The sequence below is a fragment of the Streptomyces sp. NPDC017529 genome, from assembly GCF_044329785.1.
In the GTDB taxonomy this organism is placed as follows: Bacteria; Actinomycetota; Actinomycetes; order Streptomycetales; family Streptomycetaceae; genus Streptomyces.
In genome coordinates this window covers 53,536-71,786 of record NZ_JBIRJY010000013.1, presented here as the reverse complement: position 1 = coordinate 71,786, position 18,251 = coordinate 53,536, and the positions used below count along the sequence as shown (strand labels likewise).

19 protein-coding genes and 1 pseudogene are annotated in these 18,251 nt (G+C 70.1%); 13 read left to right on the top strand and 7 right to left on the bottom strand.

The features are described from left to right. Positions 1-94: 94 nt before the first annotated feature. The 3 genes from ACH4K4_RS28335 (at position 95) to ACH4K4_RS28325 (ending at position 3,627) form a co-directional block, all read left to right on the top strand. Positions 95-1,651 (top strand): FAD-dependent oxidoreductase, encoded by a 1,557-nt coding sequence (locus tag ACH4K4_RS28335; RefSeq protein ID WP_398171330.1) that lies wholly within the window; start codon positions 95-97, stop codon positions 1,649-1,651. 732 nt (positions 1,652-2,383) lie between these two features. Next, a complete protein-coding gene (locus tag ACH4K4_RS28330; RefSeq protein ID WP_398171329.1) occupies positions 2,384-3,127 on the top strand; it encodes an alpha/beta fold hydrolase in 744 nt (247 codons plus the stop codon). Further along, positions 3,124-3,627: a hypothetical protein gene (locus tag ACH4K4_RS28325; protein ID WP_398171168.1), complete on the top strand. Its 504-nt coding sequence runs from the start codon at positions 3,124-3,126 to the stop codon at positions 3,625-3,627. The genes ACH4K4_RS28330 and ACH4K4_RS28325 overlap by 4 nt, the downstream gene beginning before the upstream one ends. A gap of 12 nt (positions 3,628-3,639) precedes the next feature. On the opposite strand, the gene ACH4K4_RS28320 is transcribed toward ACH4K4_RS28325, so the two are convergent. Both ACH4K4_RS28320 and ACH4K4_RS28315 read right to left on the bottom strand, forming a co-directional pair. After that, the gene (locus tag ACH4K4_RS28320; protein ID WP_398171166.1) at positions 3,640-3,975 is read right to left on the bottom strand and encodes an erythromycin esterase family protein; all 336 of its coding nucleotides are present in this window, start codon (positions 3,973-3,975) and stop codon (positions 3,640-3,642) included. Beyond that, the gene (locus ACH4K4_RS28315; protein ID WP_398171337.1) at positions 3,933-4,082 is read right to left on the bottom strand and encodes a hypothetical protein; all 150 of its coding nucleotides are present in this window, start codon (positions 4,080-4,082) and stop codon (positions 3,933-3,935) included. Before ACH4K4_RS28315 ends, ACH4K4_RS28320 begins: the two co-directional genes overlap by 43 nt. A gap of 507 nt (positions 4,083-4,589) precedes the next feature. Here ACH4K4_RS28315 and ACH4K4_RS28310 point away from each other — a divergent pair. Beyond that, positions 4,590-6,011 carry an FG-GAP-like repeat-containing protein gene (locus ACH4K4_RS28310; RefSeq protein ID WP_398171164.1) on the top strand — a complete coding sequence of 474 codons (1,422 nt, stop codon included), beginning with the start codon at positions 4,590-4,592 and terminating at the stop codon, positions 6,009-6,011. A gap of 97 nt (positions 6,012-6,108) precedes the next feature. Then, positions 6,109-7,260: a transglycosylase family protein gene (locus tag ACH4K4_RS28305; protein WP_398171162.1), complete on the top strand. Its 1,152-nt coding sequence runs from the start codon at positions 6,109-6,111 to the stop codon at positions 7,258-7,260. A gap of 349 nt (positions 7,261-7,609) precedes the next feature. On the opposite strand, the gene ACH4K4_RS28300 is transcribed toward ACH4K4_RS28305, so the two are convergent. Then, entirely contained in the window at positions 7,610-7,870 is a 261-nt protein-coding gene (locus ACH4K4_RS28300; RefSeq protein ID WP_398171160.1) for a hypothetical protein, read from the bottom strand. Between the two features lie 900 nt (positions 7,871-8,770). Between ACH4K4_RS28300 and ACH4K4_RS28295 the strand changes: the two genes are divergently transcribed. Next, positions 8,771-9,166: a tetratricopeptide repeat protein gene (locus ACH4K4_RS28295; RefSeq protein WP_398171158.1), complete on the top strand. Its 396-nt coding sequence runs from the start codon at positions 8,771-8,773 to the stop codon at positions 9,164-9,166. Between the two features lie 737 nt (positions 9,167-9,903). Here the strand turns inward: ACH4K4_RS28295 and ACH4K4_RS28290 are convergent. Both ACH4K4_RS28290 and ACH4K4_RS28285 read right to left on the bottom strand, forming a co-directional pair. Then, positions 9,904-11,046 (bottom strand): NAD(P)/FAD-dependent oxidoreductase, encoded by a 1,143-nt coding sequence (locus ACH4K4_RS28290; RefSeq protein ID WP_398171156.1) that lies wholly within the window; start codon positions 11,044-11,046, stop codon positions 9,904-9,906. A gap of 67 nt (positions 11,047-11,113) precedes the next feature. Next, positions 11,114-11,485 carry a hypothetical protein gene (locus tag ACH4K4_RS28285; RefSeq protein WP_398171154.1) on the bottom strand — a complete coding sequence of 124 codons (372 nt, stop codon included), beginning with the start codon at positions 11,483-11,485 and terminating at the stop codon, positions 11,114-11,116. 6 nt (positions 11,486-11,491) lie between these two features. Here ACH4K4_RS28285 and ACH4K4_RS28280 point away from each other — a divergent pair, with 6 nt between their 5' ends. Together ACH4K4_RS28280 and ACH4K4_RS28275 are read left to right on the top strand one after the other, a co-directional pair. Then, positions 11,492-12,241, top strand: a complete 750-nt coding sequence (locus ACH4K4_RS28280) for a helix-turn-helix domain-containing protein (RefSeq protein ID WP_398171152.1) — start codon at positions 11,492-11,494, stop codon at positions 12,239-12,241. 214 nt (positions 12,242-12,455) lie between these two features. Further along, a complete protein-coding gene (locus ACH4K4_RS28275; RefSeq protein ID WP_398171150.1) occupies positions 12,456-12,647 on the top strand; it encodes a hypothetical protein in 192 nt (63 codons plus the stop codon). A 304-nt stretch (positions 12,648-12,951) separates the two neighbouring features. Here the strand turns inward: ACH4K4_RS28275 and ACH4K4_RS28270 are convergent, their stop codons facing one another. Both ACH4K4_RS28270 and ACH4K4_RS28265 read right to left on the bottom strand, forming a co-directional pair. Next, positions 12,952-13,827 carry an ABC transporter permease gene (locus ACH4K4_RS28270; protein WP_398171148.1) on the bottom strand — a complete coding sequence of 292 codons (876 nt, stop codon included), beginning with the start codon at positions 13,825-13,827 and terminating at the stop codon, positions 12,952-12,954. Then, entirely contained in the window at positions 13,824-14,822 is a 999-nt protein-coding gene (locus ACH4K4_RS28265) for an ATP-binding cassette domain-containing protein (protein WP_398171327.1), read from the bottom strand. Before ACH4K4_RS28265 ends, ACH4K4_RS28270 begins: the two co-directional genes overlap by 4 nt. 323 nt (positions 14,823-15,145) lie before the next feature. Between ACH4K4_RS28265 and ACH4K4_RS28260 the strand changes: the two genes are divergently transcribed. The 5 genes and pseudogenes from ACH4K4_RS28260 to ACH4K4_RS28240 all read left to right on the top strand — a co-directional run. Beyond that, entirely contained in the window at positions 15,146-15,262 is a 117-nt protein-coding gene (locus ACH4K4_RS28260; protein WP_398171146.1) for a lasso RiPP family leader peptide-containing protein, read from the top strand. 74 nt (positions 15,263-15,336) lie between these two features. Further along, complete coding sequence (locus tag ACH4K4_RS28255) at positions 15,337-17,052, top strand: asparagine synthase-related protein (protein WP_398171144.1); 1,716 nt, start codon at positions 15,337-15,339, stop codon at positions 17,050-17,052. Between the two features lie 77 nt (positions 17,053-17,129). Further along, positions 17,130-17,405 carry a PqqD family protein gene (locus ACH4K4_RS28250; RefSeq protein ID WP_398171142.1) on the top strand — a complete coding sequence of 92 codons (276 nt, stop codon included), beginning with the start codon at positions 17,130-17,132 and terminating at the stop codon, positions 17,403-17,405. Continuing rightward, complete coding sequence (locus ACH4K4_RS28245) at positions 17,402-17,932, top strand: lasso peptide biosynthesis protein (RefSeq protein WP_398171140.1); 531 nt, start codon at positions 17,402-17,404, stop codon at positions 17,930-17,932. The genes ACH4K4_RS28250 and ACH4K4_RS28245 overlap by 4 nt, the downstream gene beginning before the upstream one ends. Before the next feature lie 45 nt (positions 17,933-17,977). Next, positions 17,978-18,172 (top strand): annotated as a pseudogene (locus ACH4K4_RS28240) (IS5/IS1182 family transposase); the annotation flags it as partial. Positions 18,173-18,251 lie beyond the last annotated feature (79 nt).

Genomic DNA, 18,251 nt, shown 5'->3' with positions numbered 1-18,251 from the left:
TCATAGCTTGACGCGAACGTTGTTCGTTAGTAGAACACTGTTCGTTACGACGAATGTGAAGGACCGGTACGTGGACGTGGATGTAAGCGTGGATGTGGACGTGACCGTGGTCGGAGCCGGGCCGGTGGGGCTTGTGCTCGCTGCGGAGCTGGCGCTCTCCGGGGCGACGGTGCAGGTACTGGAGCGACGGGCCGAGCCGGACGAGGCGATGAAGGCGGGGGCGATCAACGTGCCGACGGCCGAGGCGCTCGATCGCCGCGGCCTGCTGCCTGCCGCCGAGCAGGTGCAGCGAGAGATGCTTGAGCGGGTGGGATCGTTCGCTCGTGCGGTCGACGGCCAGCAGTCCGGCGGCAGTGGGGGAGCGCGCGAGACGCGGTTCACCGGGCATTTCGCGGGAATGATCCTCGACGCCGACCTCGTGGACTGGTCCGATCCGGACCTCGCCGCCCACACCGCGGTCGCCGGAGCGAGGATGGTGCCGCAGCGCGAGTTGGAGGAGCTGCTGGCCGGCCATGTCGCGCGACTCGGCGTACCGGTGCGCCGCGGGGTGGAGGTCACCGCGCTCGAAGACACCGGCGACGGCGTGCTCGTCGGCACCACTGCCGGCACGGTGCGCACCAGGTGGCTGGTCGGGTGCGACGGCGGGCGCAGCACCGTGCGCCGCCTCGCGGACATCGACTTCCCCGGCACCGACCCCGAGCTGACCGGACATCTGGCGGTCGTTGATATCGCCGACCCCGAGAAGCTAGCGAACGGATGGGCATGGTCGGCCCGAGGGGCGTACCGCTACGGGCCGCAACCCGGGCGGGTGGTCACCGTGGAGTTCGAGGCTCCGCCGGCCGACCGCTCGGCACCGGTGAGCCTGGAGAAGTTGCAGACCAGTCTGCGCCGGGTCTCGGGTACCGACGTCACGCTGACTGCGCTGCGCGGCGCCGCGACCCGCTGGACCGACAACGCCCGCCAGGCCGCGACGTACCGGTCGGGGCGGGTGCTGCTGGCCGGCGACGCCGCTCACGTGCACTCGCCATTCGGCGGTCAGGGGCTCAACCTCGGCGTCGGCGACGCGATGAACCTCGGCTGGAAACTCGGTGCCGTGGTTGCCGGGTGGGCGCCCGAAGGCCTGCTCGACACGTACGACGCCGAGCGCCGTCCCCTTGGTGCCTGGGTGCTGGACTGGACGCGGGCCCAGATCGGTGTGATGCGCGGGGACGCCAAGTCGGCCGCGCTCCGGGAGGTCGTCGCCGATCTGCTGGGCACTCGGGCGGGCACGACCTACGCGGTCAAGAAGATCTCCGGTGTCACGCAGCGCATCGACCTGCCCGGCGACCACCCGCTGGTCGGGCGGTTCGTCCCCGACCTGTGGCTGAGGGACGGCTCCCGTCTGGCCGACCACGGTCACGGCGGCGGATTCCTGTTGCTCGACCGCACTCCGGACGGCGCGTTCGCCCGCCTCGCCGCGGCCTGGGCCGGGCGGGTGAGCAGCGTGATCGACGCCCCCGCGGCACCCACCGGAGTGTTGGTACGTCCAGACGGGGTGGTCGCCTGGGCCTCAGACACCGCCGACGTCGCTGGCGTCGCGGGCCTCGAAGCCGCCTTGCACCGGTGGGCCGGCGTGCCATCGTACCCGCTCAAGCAGGAGCCGGTGGGCTGAACCCGACCGAGTCGTACCCAGTTGGTGTACTGCCGGATGGGGTGGCGTTGGTGAGATGAAGGGTGGCCGCGCTGACACGGTCTGCTTCCGAAGCTGGGCTGGCTTGCAGCGCCGCTGGTCGGCCACGAAGGCACCGCGTGGTCGATGGGGAGGAGAAGTTGGCGGCGTGGCTGCTGTCAGGTGCCTGGGCCAGCGGCTTGCCCCAACAGTCGGCGCCCTGGACGCAGCATGGGCCCCGGGGGTCCGATGATGGCAGCCCCGGGACCCGGCGGCGTTGGCGCTGGCTGTCTGCGGTTGCGCTGCTGGGTTTAGCGGACGTCGACCGTTGCCGGGGCTGAGGTCCTCTGGCGTATGGGGTGGAGGGCGGTCGGACTGCTCAGACCGTAGACCACCGCACGATATTCCTGGACCCCGCGGTGTGCAGCCGTTACGTGTGCGGTGGCCTGCGCGTCGGCCCCTGTGCCGACTACGGCGCCGCAAGTCAGCTGGCGCCAGGCTTGCCCGCCGCTACGGTTCTCCAGGCATACCCGCAGGTAGGTGGAAGCGTCGTCGTCCCCGTGCGCTGTGACGGTGAAGGCCTTGCCGACCTGCGCCGTGTGCGGCGCCGTGACGTCCGCACTGCCCTTGGCGAACGCCGGCGCGGCGGCCAGAGCCACTGAGGCCAGACCCAGCGCGCCGATTTGGACCCGCGATCCGGGTTGCGCGGGAGATGATGGCGGGCACGTGGATCACATGACTGACGCTGGCTTCTTCGTCCGCAGCTACGGGCCTTTGCCACGCGAGGACCGCCCAGCCGTGCTGCTCGTACACGGACTCGGACTCTCGGGGCGATACTTCACCCCGCTCGCGCATCGGCTGGCCGCGAGCGGGGCGACCGTAGTGGTGCCGGACCTGCCAGGCAACGTGCGTTCGAGGACCGCCGCGCGCCGCGCACCGGATGTCGGACAGCTCGCCGATGCCTTGGCCGGCCTGCAGCGTGGACTGTTCTCGGGCCCGAGCCTGGTGGTGGCCAATTCAGTCGGCTGCCAGGTGGCCGCGGCCCTGGCCGCCCGCCATCCTCACCTGGTGAGCCGCCTGGTGCTCATCGGCCCGGCACTCGAACCGAGGGTTCCCGCGTGGCGCCAGTTCGCACGACTCGTCGCGGACGCCCCCCACGAGCCCCTCGGCCTGCTGTTTCTGGCCGCGTTCGACTACCTGGTGACTGGCCCCCTGCGCTGCGCCGCCTCCTTTCGCCATTCACTGCGGGACGCGGCCGAGTCATTCGAGGTGAACCTCTCCCAGGTCCGCGCGCCCACACTCGTCGTACGGGGAGCAGGTGACACCATCGCCTCCGGCACATGGACGCGGCGCGTGGCCGGCCTGGTCGCCGATGGGCACGCGAAAGACGTCGCGGGCGCGGCACACGCGGCTCACTACAGTGCGCCAGACACCATGGCCGCACTGATCGGGAAATTCACGGTGGGAGAGACCGGATGAAGTCCTCGAAGACGTCCGGCCAGGCATCGTCGGGGCACACGGAGCGCCCGTCGCCCTGGCTGCGCCTGCTGCCCGGCATCTCCCCGAAACGCCGGGGCTTCATCCTGGCCTGGTGGGGCTTCGCCCTGACCTTCGGTGGGATGCGCCTGCTGACCTGGCTCATCCACATCGACGTGGCCGGGGTCGGCGACGTGCAGGCCGGCGGCGTACACCTGCACCACTACGTGTGGGGAATCCTGCTGCTCGCGGTGGTGGGTGCGGCGAGCTTGGCCGAACGTTCGGCGCGGGCACGTGCCTGGCTGGGGCTGGCCTACGGGGTGGGCCTGGCCCTCGTCGTCGACGAGGCGGCGCTGCTGATCAGCCTGGAAGACGTGTACTGGGACACGGAGGGCGGAGTCAGCATCGCCCTGGCCATCGCCGTGATCGCCGTCGCCGGCAGCGTCCTCGCGGTCACACGGGGGCGGCGTGCCTCCAGAAACGACCAGGACGACGAAGGCTGACACCCGCGAGGGTTAGGGAGAACTGGGGCCAGGGCGGACGTGTACGAGCACGTCGAACCAGTCGGCCAGCGACCCATCGGAGAGGTGGTGGGCGGCGTCGTCCCGGGCGTCGTAGTGCGGGCCGATCAGGCGCAGCATGGCTGGTACGGCGAGCCATTCCCGTACGGCAGGCGGGCTGGACGCGCGCAGGTCCCAGACGTACGCGTCCATGCCGTAGTTGCCCAGAACGGCGTCGGGCGAACGCTTCGGGCGGGGCGGGGCGGGGCGGGAACGGCGGGCGGACGGAAGCGAGCCGTGATGAAACGTCAGCCGAAGTGCACGACCTTGTCGCCGGTTCCCTCGTGCCACCGAGCGAGAGTGCCGGCGTGCCGGGCATGCTGGCTGCGGCTGCGGAAGCGCGGCGGCACGTTTGAGAAGCGGTGATTGTCGACGACGCCTACGTCCATCGTGATCACGATGCGGTAAAAACCGCGCACGAGGGTACATCGGACGGCACCCGTGGCAGATTGGCCGGAAATAGGCGTCTGGCGACCACTGGGCGTGCCCACCGCGCGAGACGTCGCATGCTCGTGCGACCGCCCCGGAATGGCTTCAGTTCGGGGCGGCGGGGGACCGAGCCGCGAAGCAAGCCCGCACCCATGGAAAACCTCCCAACGTAACGCGGAATGAACCCTCTTCTCAAAACGGGCATCAGCTATACATGCAGAGATAACAAGGGATTCACACTTTATGTCCCATGAATTGCCTTGTTTGCCACGCATTTAGGTACTGCTTATGCTGCCGTTCGCCCGGCTCCGCCTCACTAAAGACATACGAACCGGATTGACCGTTATTCCGTCGACATGCCACAAGTCAGAACGACGCGCCGACGGTCGGCATCCCGGTTCGTTGCCACCATTCGCTCCTCGCAGCCTCCACGAACAACCGCCGGGTTGCAGGCTGTGCGCAAACAGAAGGACGTCATGAAGCTCTCCGGCATAGCCCGCAGGTGCACCCTTACCGTTATCGCCACGACGGCCCTGGCTCTGGGCCCCGTGGTGACCACCGCGCCTGTCGCGAGCGCCGACACGTCGCCGACCGCGCCCGACACCCGGCAGGACCACGGCGGGGGTGGCCAGGGTGCCGTCACCCCCGTGCCGCAGAAGGAGGTCAGAGGGCTCGTAGCTGCCGCTGCCAGCGCCGAGGCATCGCTCACCCGCGGCGAAGCCCTCGAACGCGCCGCCTCCTGGGTCGACCAGGGGCTGAAGTACAACTGGGGTGGCTCGTACCAGGGGTACCGCACGGACTGCTCGGGCTATGTCTCCATGGCCTGGGGCTTGGACCGGTCCGAGACGACGGACACGCTCGTCCCCACCGGCCTCGCCAAGTGGATCTCCAAGGGCGACCTGAAGCCCGGCGACGCACTGCTCAACGATGCCACGCTCGCCAGCGGACACGTCGTCCTGTTCGCGAAGTGGACCGACGCGTCCCAGGACACCTACTGGGGTTACGAGTTCACGCCCAGCGGTGTCCACTACCGCCAGATCCCCTACCCGTACTTCAGCGGGCACGGCACCTTCAAGCCCATTCGCTACGTCAACATCCAGGACGGCGCGACCGCTGCCGGTACGCATGACGCGACGGGTGACGGCAAGGCAGACCTTCTCGCGTTGGAGAAGGACGGCACGATCACCCTTGCTGAGGGCACCGGGAATGGCTTCGCCAACTACCACAACGTCACCAAGGGCTTCGGCGCCTACCTTGACGACGACCGCCTGAAGTACGCCGACGTGACCGGTGACGGCAAGGCCGACCTCCTCGCCCTCGAAAAGGACGGCACGATCACGCTCGCCGAAGGCACCGGTAACGGCTTCACCAACTATCACACCATCTCCAAGGGCTTCGGTGAGTACGTCAACGACAGCCGGCTCCAGTTCGCGGACGTGACCGGCGACGGCAAGGCCGACCTCTTGGCGTTGGAGAAGGACGGCACGATCACCCTGGCTGAGGGCACCGGTAATGGCTTCGCCAAGTACCACACCATCACCAAGGGCTTCGGGGCTTACCTGAAGGACAACCGCCTGAAGTTCGCGGATGTGACCGGTGACGGCAAGGCGGACCTTCTCGCGTTGGAGAAGGACGGCACCATCACCCTCGGCCGCGGTTTCGGCAACGGTTTCACCGACTACCACACCATCTCCAAGGGATTCGGCGGGTACGTCAACGACGACCGGCTTCAGTACGCCGACGTCACGGGTGACGGCAAGGCGGACCTTCTCGCGCTGGAGAAGGACGGCACGATCACTTTGGCTGAAGGCACCGGAGACGGCTTCGCCAACTACCACGCCATCTCCAAGGGCTTCGGCAGCTATGTGGACAACCACCGGCTGAAGTTCGCCGGCTGATCCTCACCTTTCTCCGCACACGGGCTCTCGGTTTGCGGCCGCCGTACTGAAAGCCCGTGTGCGCCTTCATGGCCTCCCCCCAACGGAACGGTTCAACATGACCTCGCACAAGAAGCGCTCCCGCCTGCTCTCGTTCACGGCAACGGCGGCGACCGCCCTCGCAGCGCTCGGCGCCACCGCCTCTCCCGCCGGAGCAGCATCCGTCAGCACCTGGGACAAGGTCGCCCAGTGCGAGAGTGGGGGGAACTGGAGCATCAATACCGGAAACCGCTACTACGGCGGGCTCCAGTTCTCACAAAGCACGTGGGAGGCGTACGGAGGAACCGGTTACGCGCCACGCGCGGACCTGGCGACGAAAAAGGAACAGATCCTCATAGGCGAGAAGGTGCTCGCCGGACAGGGACAGGGCGCCTGGCCCACCTGCGGTCCGCGCGCCGGCCTGGGGCAGGACCACGCGAATCCGTACCCGCCCGGCTATGACATGACCGGTGACGGCAAAGCCGACCTCCTGGCCTTGGAGAAGGACGGCACCATAACTCTGGCCGAGGGCACTGGTAACGGCTTCGCCAACTATCACACCATCTCCAAGGGTTTCGGCGCCTACGTCAACGACGACCGCCTGAAGTACGCCGACGTGACTGGCGACGGCAAGGCGGACCTCCTGGCCTTGGAGAAGGACGGCACCGTGACCCTGGCCGAGGGCACGGGTAATGGCTTCGACAACTACCACACCATCGCGAAGGGCTTCGGCTCCTACGTGGACAACAGCCGTCTGCAGTTCGCGGATGTGACCGGTGACGGCAAGGCCGACCTCCTCGCTCTCGAAAAGGATGGCACGATCACGCTCGCCGAGGGCACCGGTAACGGTTTCACCAACTATCACACCGTCGTCACCGGTTTCGGCGCCTACCTTGACGACAATCGCTTGAAGTTCGCGGATGTGACCGGTGACGGCAAGGCGGACCTCCTGGCCCTGGAGAAGGACGGCACGATCACCTTGGCCGAGGGCACTGGTAATGGCTTCGCCAACTACCACACTATCTCCAAGGGTTTCGGCGCCTACGTCAACGATGACCGCCTGAAGTACGCCGACGTGACTGGCGACGGCAAGGCGGACCTCCTGGCCTTGGAGAAGGACGGCACCGTGACCCTGGCCGAGGGCACTGGTAACGGCTTCACCAACTACCACACCATCGCGAAGGGCTTCGGGTCCTACCTGAACGACCACCGACTCCAGTTCGCCGGCTGACCGTCCCAGACGGACCCAACCTCCTCGCCTCAGCCGCGCCTCAGCGCCGTAACCACCGTCTCCGCCCACGACAGGTCGTCCAGGTGTGGCGAGGGCGAGGGGCGTGTGGTGGGTGAGGGGGTGTGAGCGTGGGCCTGGAGGTGCTGGTATGTGCTGACACCATCCGCCAGCTTGCCTGGCAGGTGACCAGCCAGCATTCGGTCCCGGAGGCGACGGAGACGACGCCGCATGACCGCCTCCATCGCCGCCTGCCATCGGCAGAACCAGGACACGCTCGCCCGCGTCTCAAAGGCGCTCGGCCAGCTCGCCCCCGGGGTCGATAAGAGCCACGCCCCGGTCAGCGCCTACGTCAAGCGCCGAAATCCAGGATGGTCCCGGGCGGGACGGGTCCCTCGCCCGCGTAGGTGATGCCGAGGTGATCGAGTACAAGGGCCACTACGGGTGCCACCCCTGCATCTTCGCCGTCGTGTGCGGCGAGTGCCGCCTTGACCCGGCCCCACCAGGGGGTGGTCTGCTCGGTCCGGGTGTGCTCCATGCCGGGCTCGAAGTTCTCGACGCATGCGCCGTCGCGCCAGAACTGAAAGGCGTCGAGGCCGTCGGTGGTCAGCACACTGTATGTCTCGGTGCCCCGGGACAGTTCAGCGAGCGGTTCGGGCCAGGAGCCGATGACGCCGTCCTCCTCGACGCCGCTGCGTCACCGTCGTCACCAGCAGACACCGGCTGCCGGGGCTGATCGTCACCGACACCGCCCGGCCCGTCGCCGTGGACGTGCTCGGGCCGAGGGACGCCACGATGCTCGTCGCCGGGGTACTCGGCGCCGAACGGGTACGCGCAGAGCCGGCGGCTGCGCGACGGCTGGCCGAGCTGTGCGGCGGGTGGCCCCTGGCGTTGGGGTGGCGGCCGCCCGGCTGGCGCAATGGCCCACCTGGCCGCTGGGCACGATGGCTGCCGAGCTGTCCGACGAGACGCGCCGGCTGAGCCTGTTGGACGTGGAGGACACCGGCGTGCGAGCGGCGCTGCGTGTGACGCTGAAACAGCTCCCGGGGCACGTCTGTCGCCTGTTCGCCCATCTCGGCTGCCACCCTGGCACGCACGTCGACCGGTATGCCGCGGCGGCCCTGGCGGACACGGGCCCGGCAGCCGCCGAGGCCTGTCTGGAGCGGCTGGCCGTCGCGCACCTCGTCACGGAGACGGCGCCCGGCCGCTGGACGATGCACGATCTCGTACGGCTCTACGCACGGAGCCTGGAGGCCGGGCCCGATGCGCTCAAGCGCGTGCTCGACCACTACATCGCCACGGGCCTCGCGGCGGTGGCCGCGGCCGAGCCCGGCAACGAGGAGTGCTTCCCGCTGCCGAAGGACTACCTGCCGCCCGCCGCCGTGCGGGAGTTCGGCGACCGGTCCGCCGCCGTGGCCTGGTACGCGGCCGAGAGGGACGACCCCACACGGGCGGTGGCCGCGGCGCACGCCGCCGCACTGCACGAGCGGACCTGGCGGATCGTCTTGACGCTGTGGCCGTTGATCGTGTGGCGCGTGCGCGACGGCTGGACGGCTGGGTCCCGCTCCTTGAGACCGCGCTCGAAGCGGCCCGGGCCGACGCCGACCAGCACGGCGAGTCACGGGTGCTCAACGTGCTCGGCTGGATCCTGTTCGAGGAAGGGCGCATCCCGGAGGCGCTCACCCACCTGCGGGCCGCCTGCGCACTCGCCTCCCGGGCAGGTGACGCGGTGGCCGAGGCGAACGCCCTGGTCGTTGTGGCCATGGCACAAGCGGCGCTCGGCAGCCTGGACGAGGCCGCGCAAGGATGCGAGCGGGCGGTGGAGCTGGCGCGCCAGGCCGGCGATCGGACCATCGAGAAACTGGCCATGCAGCACCTTGCCCGCCGCTGGGCCGACGCCGGCAAATAGCGCCAGGCCTTCGACACCGCGACCCAGGCCCTGGCTCTCCACGACCGGCCGGGCACGACCGACATCTCTCGGACACTGCTGCTCATGGTGAAAGGAGAGGCGCCTGCTGGGGCTCGGGAACGAAACCGAGGGCATCAGGCAACTCGGCTGGCGGCCCGGGAAGCGGAGTCCTCCGGCTACGACGATGGCGCGGTACGGGCGCTCGGCGCTCTGCTGCGCGTATCAGCCGATGCCCGACTCCAGGCACGATGCGACGCGGCCCTCGCGCGACTCACCACCCGGACGTGAACCGGGGCCTCGCCGCTGCCAGCCCCCTCGGCCGGCGTTGCCGCGCGGGGGGCTGGGGATCACGTTGCCGCCGCTGCGGGCGGCAGAGCCGATGGACTGCCACAGGCTCGTCGATTTCGGTGGCTGCAGCGCGTTGACCGCGCCTGCTCCAGCCCGGACCCCAGCCCGGATCCAGCCTGGCCCCGGCCCGGAACCGGCGTGGAGCAGGGAGCGTCGCGGTCATCGGGGCGCAGCCCGGTCGGCCCATGCGCGAGCCTTCGTGCATCTCCTGCGGCTCCGGGTCCCTCTTCCTCACAGCTGCCGCCCGCGGGCCTTACTGAGCCCGCTCGCTCGGGGCGGCGTAGGGCCTTGGCTCCCCAGTAGCGTGCAGGTGCGTGTCCCTGATGCTGATACGCGTTCGTGAGAGGACCTCGCGAGGTCACAAGATCGTCCACGATGGGCGGGTGGACTCAGGAACCCGAGCCGTCACTGCCCGCATCGCCGCGCGGGCCGGAACCCACAGTGCTTCGCACAACAGCTTCTTTGAAGACCGCCGCGGCGCGTCCTGTCAGGACAAACCTGCGCGGGCGGTCGTCGGCGTGGGTGAACTGGACGACACCGTCACGCCGGCCGAGGCTGATGTTGGTGAAGGCATAACCGATCCGGACGGGCCCGGGTTCTCGGCCTGCCAGCCGGGCCGCGAGGACATCGGCCACGCCCCGGCCCATGGGCAGGGCCGACTGGCAGGACATACGGCTTGGTGCTCCGCTCACCGACACTGCGGCGGCTGCGTCGCCGACGGCGTACACCTCAGGGTGCGAGACCGAGCGCAGGGTGGTGTCGACGATCATCCGGCCGCTCTCGTCCGTGGCGAAGCCTGCCGCGCGGGCCAGCTCCGGCGCACGGAATCCGGTGGTCCACACAACGGCGTCAGCGTCGTACGACGTGCCGTCGCGGGTGTCCAAGCCGTCCTCCCGCACCGTCGCGACGACAGTCTTCGGATGAACCGAGACGCCCAGCCGTTCCAGAGCGCGCCGCAGGTGGGCCCGGGCTCGCGGCGCGAGTCCGGAGCCGACGTCATCGGCACCGGTAAACAGCCGGACGCGCAGCCCGGGGTAGCTCTCGGCCAGCTCCGAGGCGGTTTCCAGGCCGGTCAGTCCGCCGCCGACCACCGCCACCGTGCCTGCGGAGGCAATCTCGGCGATCCTGTACCGCAGCCGTGCCGCCTGCTCAAGGTCGGCGACGGTGTAGGCGTGCTCGGCCGCCCCGGGGACCTCGTCGAGCCGCGCCCGGCTGCCCAGCGCGTACACCAGGGTGTCGTAGCCGATCGCGCCGGGCGCGCCGTCCGTACACACGGTCCGGCCAGTGGTGTCGATCGCGGTCACGCGGGCGACGACCAACTGGACCGGTGTGCCGCTGAGCTGTTGGCGCAACGAAGGCGCCGCCCATCGTTGGCCGGCGGCAAGCTGATGGAGCCGGACCCGTTCCACGAACCGGTCCGAGGCATTGACCAGCGTGACGGTGACATCGCTGTGGCGCAGCTTGCGGGCGAGGCGCTTGGCCGCCAGCAGGCCGGCGTAACCGGCACCCACGACGACGAGGCGATGACTCATGGCAGGACTTCCTCTGGGAGTACGGGCGGCTTCGCTGCCACCTCGGACAATGGACCGCACATCGGTGTCAGGCTGCCGATCCGGCCACGGCGACCGCCCAGGCGATGTACAGGACGTTCACCACCAGCCGAGCCACCGCGCCGGCCGGCCGTTCCAGCAGCCGGGGCCGGTCTGGACGCGCGCGGCACAGCGCATCCACGTGGGACACCAGGTAGCCGGTGATCAGGACGGCGGCGGCCCAGCCGCCGGCCGACCGGGTGCATGGCACCAGCAACAGCGCACCCGACACGACCTCCGCTGCCCCGGTGACGGCCACGAGGAGCCGTTCCCGGCGCAGCCATGCGGGCACCAGCCTGCGGAAGTAGCCGGGAACCACAAAGTGCATGACCCCCGTTCCGGCCAGGAAGGTCGCCAACCCGATGGAAGCGATAGCGTGCATGGCACGATGATCCATTCAACGCGTGCCTGGGCACTTGAACAAAACGATCGCCGCATCGTCTTCGTCTCCGGCACCGAGGCGACGATGTTCGCCGAATCCCGCCCGTTCGATGTCGCCCTGCACCGGCTGCCCGCGTGGAAGACCGTGCTGCCGATCGGCGGCCACGCCGAACTCCTCCAGCCGGGGCGGCCCCTGGTGGCGGCGCCCGGGCTGATCGTTCCGCCCCAGCTGGCCCACAGTTGTACGGCGACCTCGCCCTACATCGCCTTGTTCATCGACCCCTGGCTGCTTCCCCCCTGCCCAGGACCGATACGGCTCGATGCCGGCGAGGTCGGCCGCCTGCTCGCCGCGCTCGGCACCACCGATTCCGACGGCCCCGGCACCGATGCGGACCCGGCCGCCGGATACACCGAGCTGCGGGCACTCGCCGGGAGCCCGGCCCGGCTCGATCCGAGAGTCGTCCACGCCGTCCACCTGAGTACGTCGAGCGATCCGGACATGCCCATCACCTCCATCGCCAACGAGGTCGGCCTCTCGGCCCCACGGCTGCGCGCCCTGGTCCGGCAGGACGTGGGCATCGCGCTCGCCCGCTTGCGCCGATGGGGCCGGCTCCGCACCGCGATCGCCGACCTGCCGGATTCGACCGCCGCCCTGGCCGCAGCCACCGCAGGCTTCGCCGACCAGGCCCACCTCACCCGTACCGCGCGGGACTTCATCGGGCGTACGCCTGCCTCCCTGCGGCGCGCTGAAGCGTAGGGCGCGCCCTTGCCAACCCGACATGCCCCCTCGGAGGCACCCGATGGCCCCGGCCCGCCCGACATTCGACCGCCTTCAGCAGGGGCCGTACGGCTGTACCTGACTGGCCGCAATCAGATGTACGCCGACACTTCGGGCCGGCGGTGTTGGTGCGGCCGGTGTTGCGGCTGCGGGAGGTCTGGCGTACGGAGTCCTGGGCCGGGAGCGGCGGGAGATGATGCGCGAGTGGGTCGTCCCGCTGCACCAGGCGCTGGCCGTTCCGTTGGGGGGCGCAGAGCAGACCGATCCGCGCCGCTACCTGCACATCCCGAAGAACTTCTGCGACGACGACGCGCAGGTACGCATCGACCTGTCGGTCCATCTGCGCTTCTCCCGGGACGTGGTCGTCGACCTCATCGCCCAGTAGCTCGCTCTGGAGGGAGTCCGCACCGGTCATTGGGATCGGCGCCGGCGGTCGGGTCGTCGCCGTCGGCCTGGACGCCGAATCCCCGCCCATTCTGGTCAACGCCTCGCCCGGCGGCGGCAAGTCGGTGACCAGCGGGTTCGCGGTATCAGCGGATGCTCTAGCACCGGGGGATCGCCGACGCCCTTGGGGAAGAGGGAGCACTGACCTGTGTGTGGACGCCGCTTCATCCCACCGCAGTGCACCGCGGCCGGCAGTCTGCCGCGCGGGGCGTTACTCCTGCTCTTCGGGAGAGTTCTCCCGCGCCTCATTCCAGTCGGCCGAAACGGCGGGCGGCCCACAGCAGCACGCCCGCGCCCAGCAGGGCCAGGACCACGATTTCCAGTGCGGCCGGGGGCTGCCAGCCATCCCAGAGCACCCCGGTGGCGGCCGTGGAGCCGGGGACGTGGTGTGCGATGCCGCGGCGCAGGATGTCGACGGCGTAGGCCAAAGGGTTGACGGCGGCCAGTTGGGCGAGCCAGCCGGGCAGAGCGGTCAGTGGGAAGAAGGCTCCGGACAGGAAGAGCAGCGGCATCAGGGCCAGGCTGAGCAGGATGTGGAAGGACTCGACCGTACGGATGCCGATGGCCAGCGCCGCCGCCAGGACCGTGAGGACGAACGAGGTCAACGCCATCGTGGCCAGCAGCGACAGGAGCAGCACGGGTTCGTAGGGCAGCCCGACGACGCCTGCGGTGGCGAGCAGGACCGCGCCCTGGACGGTGGCCTCCGTGGTACCGCCGAGGCAGCTGCCGTACAGCAGGGTGGAGCGGCGTACCGGCGCCATCAGTGTCTCGCGCAGGTAGCCGCTCTCCCGGTCGGTGATCAGGCGCATGCCGACGGTCACTGCGGGAGTTTGCACGGTCATCACCAGCACGCCGGGGAAGAGGTAGGCGCGGTAGTCGCCGCCGACGGCCGTAGCGGGCACCAGGGCGGCCAGGCCGCCGCCGAGGAGCAGCAGGAACAGCAGGGGCTGGACCAGCATCAGGGTGGTCTGCGCGGGCTGGGCGAACATGCGCAGCAGGTCGCGCAGGACGAGCGCGTGGACGGCGCGCAGTTCCCGTACGAGAGGGCCCGGAGCGTCGGTGGCGGGTGGTGCCGGGGCCGGCTGCCGCGGTGGTGCGGGGCGATCCGCGGGGGCCGTCACCGCTGTCTCCCCTCCTCGTGATCAGGCGAGGCGTCACCGTGACCGGGAGCCGTGTCGACGTGACCTGGTGGCGGGCCGGGGTGGGTGATGCGGCGGCCCGTGTGGTGGAAGAACACGTCGTCCAGGGTGGGTTCCGAGAGGGTGATGGCATGCACGGAGATGCCGCGCGCGGCCAGGGCGGCGCACACCCGGGGTACCTGCTGAGCTCCCGCCGCCACGGCGACCGTCAGGCCGTCCGGTCCGGTGGCCGGGCGCAGGGAGAGGTCGTGGCGCAGGACGGTGGCCGCCGCGGCATCGTCGCCGGTGCGCACGCGTACCTGGTCGTCGCCGATCGCGGCCTTCAGGGCCGCCGGGGTGCCGTGGGCGACGACGCGGCCGTGGTCGAGGATGGCGATGCGGTCGCAGTGCTCGGCCTCGTCCAGGTAATGGGTGGTGACGAACAGGGTGGTGCGGTGCTCGGCGCGGAGCCGCGCCAGGTGGTCCCAGACCTGGACGCGGGCGCGCGGGTCGAGGCCGACGGTGGGCTCGTCGAGGAAGAGCACGCCGGGCTCGTGGAGCAGGGCGCGGGCGATCTCCAAGCGGCGGCGTAGCCCGCCGGAGAGAGTGCGTACACGGTCCCGGCGCCGCTCGGTCAGTCCGGTCAGTTCCAGGAGTGTGGCACTGCGCGTGCGGGAGCGGCTGCGGGAGAGGCCGTACAGGCGCGCGTGGAGGAGGAGGTTGCGTTCGACGCTGAGGTCGGGGTCGACGGCACTGTGTTGGAACAGCAGACCGACACCGCGCCGTACCTGCTGCGGCTGGGTACGGACGTCGGCCCCGGCCACCCGGGCCTGCCCCGAGGTGGGGCGGGCCAGGGCACAGAGCATCGCGATGGTGGTGGTCTTGCCGGCGCCGTTGGGACCGAGAAAGGCGAACGTCTCCCCGGGGCGCACATGGAGGTCGACTCCGCGGACCGCCTCCGTGCCGGGATAGTGCTTGGTCAGGCCGTGGACGCAGATCGCGTACCGGGCGGTGTGGTCAGCATGGCCGACTTCGGCGGTGCTGCCCGCGTGATCACCGTCGTCGGTGTGATCATTGCGATCGGTGTGACCGGCATCGTCTCCGGCGCCGGTCACCGTCCCGCTCCCGGTGCGCGACCGACGTGCGGCGCCCGGCCGTGCGGCCCCGCTGGCCAGCCCACCAGGTTCGCCGCCCGGCTCATCTGTTCGCTTCCTTTTGACGTGGCACGCTGCACCCCTCACGCTGGAAATGGAGGGAAAAATACCCTATATGTCGCGTAAGTTCTGCGCGGCGCCGACCTGACAGCAGAAGGAAGGTGACGATGATGCGCCTGCGCTACACGCCTCCGAAGGTCGTCCGCATCGGGCGAGTCGAGAAGCTGACCGGGCAGCTGCGGCGGGGAACCCCCGACCTGATTGGCCACGGCAACCTGTTCTGACCGACTCTCAGTACGGGGCGGAGCCGGGCGGTTCCGCCCCGTGCCGGGGACCAACCCGGGGAGCGGGGAGAGCGATGGCTGTCCAGTGCCTGACGGAATTTCCCGGCTGTTCCGGACGAGTGGCCGCCGGTGCGACCGTCGTGGACCACGCGTACGTACCGTTCGGCGCCCGCCGCAGCCACCGCCCGCCCGGCAGCTACGTGCGCCAGTGGCTCCCGGAGGGAATGGCCACTCCCGCAAGCGGCACCCTCCAGCCGTTCTCCCATTTCTCCCTTGCCCTCGCCGGCCCGACCCCGCGCGAACTACCACCGGAACGGGTGCAGAGCCTGATCCGCGACGTGGACCGCGGCGCGTACGCCGCCCTACGCCGACTGGGGCCGGATGTCGCCGGCGCAATTGTCACGCCTCGGCGCGTTGTTCTCTTCCGAGGGGTGTGCAGCGCCGATCAGCTCTTCTTCCGCGCGTCCGATGGCTGGACCCGCTGGTCGAGTGACCCGCGCGACCTGCTCGACGGCCCGCCGCGCTTCGACCACGAAACCCTCTGGCGCGCGTGCCGGGGCGAGGATGTCTTCGTCTTCCCCGGCTTGGAGCGGCTGTCTCCCGGCCGGCTCGTCGTGGCGGACGGCTGGTCTGCACATACCGAGACGTACGAGGAAATAACGGAACTGCCGATTCCGCGCCGCACCTCACTGCGCACCTACGCCAAAGTCGGCTACGAACTGCTTCGGGAGGAAACCCGCCGGTACGCGTCCGCCGGCCGTACCGGGGTCCTGCTCTCGGGCGGCGTCGATTCCGCGACCGTGCTCGCCGCGCTCGCCGACCACGGGGCCGATGTCACCGCGTACCACATGCGCAGCACCGACCCGCTCGCCGACGAATCGCCGCGGGCGCGCGAGGTGTGCCGCGCGCTGTCGGTTCCTCTGGTGTCGGTGGACCCGCCCGGTGAGGACGAGCCCTACTTCCCCGACCGTCACGACTTCCCGCTGCCCTTCAACCACGTCTGGTTCCGCCGCCTGGACCTGACGGCCCGCCGGATTGCCCAGGACGGGGTCCGTACGCTGCTCACCGGCCTGGACGGAGACATCGTCTTCGGCCCGCTGCGCTACGGCCTGTACGACGTCGCCGTCGCCGACGTGCTGTGGCGCGAGCGGTTTGCCATGGCCAACGGACTGCTCAGCTCCCGATGGGAACTGAGCCGGATCATCCGCAGCCTCCGCCCCGGACGTTCGCTCTACGAAGACCCCGAAGCAACCGCTGAAACCGAGCGTGCCAGCGACTTTCTGGTCCCCGCCCCCGACACCGGCCCCGAGCGGTACGAGCCGGACTCGGCCGCGCAGGAGCACACGCTGAATCTCACGGTCTGGCGGCCGTACGGCATCCACTGCACCAAGCCCTGGGGCGGGCGCGACCTGCGCCGACTGTCGGCCCGGCTGCCCAACGCCTACCGGCTCATCCCGTACGGCGGGCGCACCATCGACAAACCCGTGCTGCGTCTCGCCGCCGCGCGCCGCGGGGTGCCCTCCTGCGTGTGGCGGCACTACGGGCGGGACTGGCTCGGCTCACCGGACGAGACGTGGTGCCTGCGCCACCCGGACGCCATCGCGGACATCCTGGGCGGGACCGACACCCGGCTGACCGCCCTGGGTATCGTCGACCCGCACCGTCTGGCCACCGTCCTCGCCGACCCGCGCGCACTGCGCCGCAACGCCGAGAGCCTGCTGTGTACGGCCATGGTCGAACTCTTCTTGCGTGACCTGGCGCACAAGACCGCCCCGGTGCCCGGCACATGAACACCGGACGCACGCCCCGGGGCCCATGTCCACGCAACGACCGCCATGGTTCCGGCCCCTGCGACAGGAGATCTACGATGCCGCTGATCCACCTCGCCGAACAGACCGTATTCGACCCTGCCGACGGTACGGGCGTCCTCCTGGACACCACCGAAGGCGTCTACTTCGAGCTGAACCCCACCGCGACCCTCATCCTGGAAGCGGCCATACGCTGCGAGACCTACGACGAAGCCGTCCGCGACCTCGCGACACGCATCGACGCCGGCGACAGCGAACTGCGCGAGGGCATCACCTCGCTCGCCGCCCAGCTCGCCGAGAGCCGCCTCATCGTGCCGAGTGGTGTGTCGCCGTGACAAGCTGGGCGAGCGGGAACCGGACGGCTGCTGACCGGGCGACCGCGGACTGGGCCTTCCTGCTGTGGGGCGAGGATGCGGCCGGGCCCGTGCCTCGCACGCCCCCATCGGCGCACCTGACCGCCGCCGTGCACACCGCGCGGGCACTACGGGTCCTGAGGCGGCACGGCTGGGGCGTGGCGCAGAGCCGTCTACGCGATCTGCGGCCGGCCACGGGCGCCCACCTCGGCCTGCCGGAGGCCACGGCCGTCCGCCTCGCCCGCCGGGAACTGGCCCGCTGCCAGCTCGTGGTCCGGCTGACCGAGCCCAACGCACTGTGTCTGGCCAGGTCATTCGCGCTGGCCGTCCACCTGTCAGTGCTCGGACTGCCGGCCGAGACCATCATCGCCCGGCAACGGTCGTCGATCGGAGCCCGGTTCGCCTTCCACTCATGGACCGAACTGCACGGCGAGGTCCTCAACGACGTCCCGGTCGTCCAGAGCGGCCACACGGTGCTCCAACGAGTCGGGTGCACCGCGCTCCACTGACCGGGCCTGCCCACCACCGTCCAAGCGGCCGTCCTCGGGCAAGGACCCATCGGGCCAGACCAGATCGGCCACCGCGAGCGGTGAGGCCGCCGCGACGGCCAACCGCCCGGCTTCGACCGCGAGGCCAACAAGGAGCGGAACACCCTTGAACGGTGCAACAACCGGCTCAAGCAGCGGCGCGGCCTGGCCACACGAACCGACGCCACCGCCTACCGATTCCTCATCTGGACCGGACGCTGACCAAAGAGACAGACTTAGCTGTGCTGCCGCGGACGGGCGGCAGACCGGTGCTGGTGCGGCCGGCCGCAGGGACCTGGAG

What these genes read in the sequence shown, in the direction of transcription:
- ACH4K4_RS28330 (WP_398171329.1), top strand. Translation starts at nt 2,384, where the DNA reads ATGACTGACGCTGGCTTCTTCGTCCGCAGCTACGGGCCTTTGCCACGC.
- ACH4K4_RS28325 (WP_398171168.1), top strand. Translation starts at nt 3,124, where the DNA reads ATGAAGTCCTCGAAGACGTCCGGCCAGGCATCGTCGGGGCACACGGAG.
- ACH4K4_RS28310 (WP_398171164.1), top strand. Translation starts at nt 4,590, where the DNA reads ATGAAGCTCTCCGGCATAGCCCGCAGGTGCACCCTTACCGTTATCGCC.
- ACH4K4_RS28305 (WP_398171162.1), top strand. Translation starts at nt 6,109, where the DNA reads ATGACCTCGCACAAGAAGCGCTCCCGCCTGCTCTCGTTCACGGCAACG.
- ACH4K4_RS28290 (WP_398171156.1), bottom strand. Translation starts at nt 11,046, where the DNA reads ATGAGTCATCGCCTCGTCGTCGTGGGTGCCGGTTACGCCGGCCTGCTG.
- ACH4K4_RS28285 (WP_398171154.1), bottom strand. Translation starts at nt 11,485, where the DNA reads ATGCACGCTATCGCTTCCATCGGGTTGGCGACCTTCCTGGCCGGAACG.
- ACH4K4_RS28280 (WP_398171152.1), top strand. Translation starts at nt 11,492, where the DNA reads ATGATCCATTCAACGCGTGCCTGGGCACTTGAACAAAACGATCGCCGC.
- ACH4K4_RS28275 (WP_398171150.1), top strand. Translation starts at nt 12,456, where the DNA reads ATGATGCGCGAGTGGGTCGTCCCGCTGCACCAGGCGCTGGCCGTTCCG.
- ACH4K4_RS28260 (WP_398171146.1), top strand. Translation starts at nt 15,146, where the DNA reads ATGATGCGCCTGCGCTACACGCCTCCGAAGGTCGTCCGCATCGGGCGA.
- ACH4K4_RS28255 (WP_398171144.1), top strand. Translation starts at nt 15,337, where the DNA reads ATGGCTGTCCAGTGCCTGACGGAATTTCCCGGCTGTTCCGGACGAGTG.
- ACH4K4_RS28250 (WP_398171142.1), top strand. Translation starts at nt 17,130, where the DNA reads ATGCCGCTGATCCACCTCGCCGAACAGACCGTATTCGACCCTGCCGAC.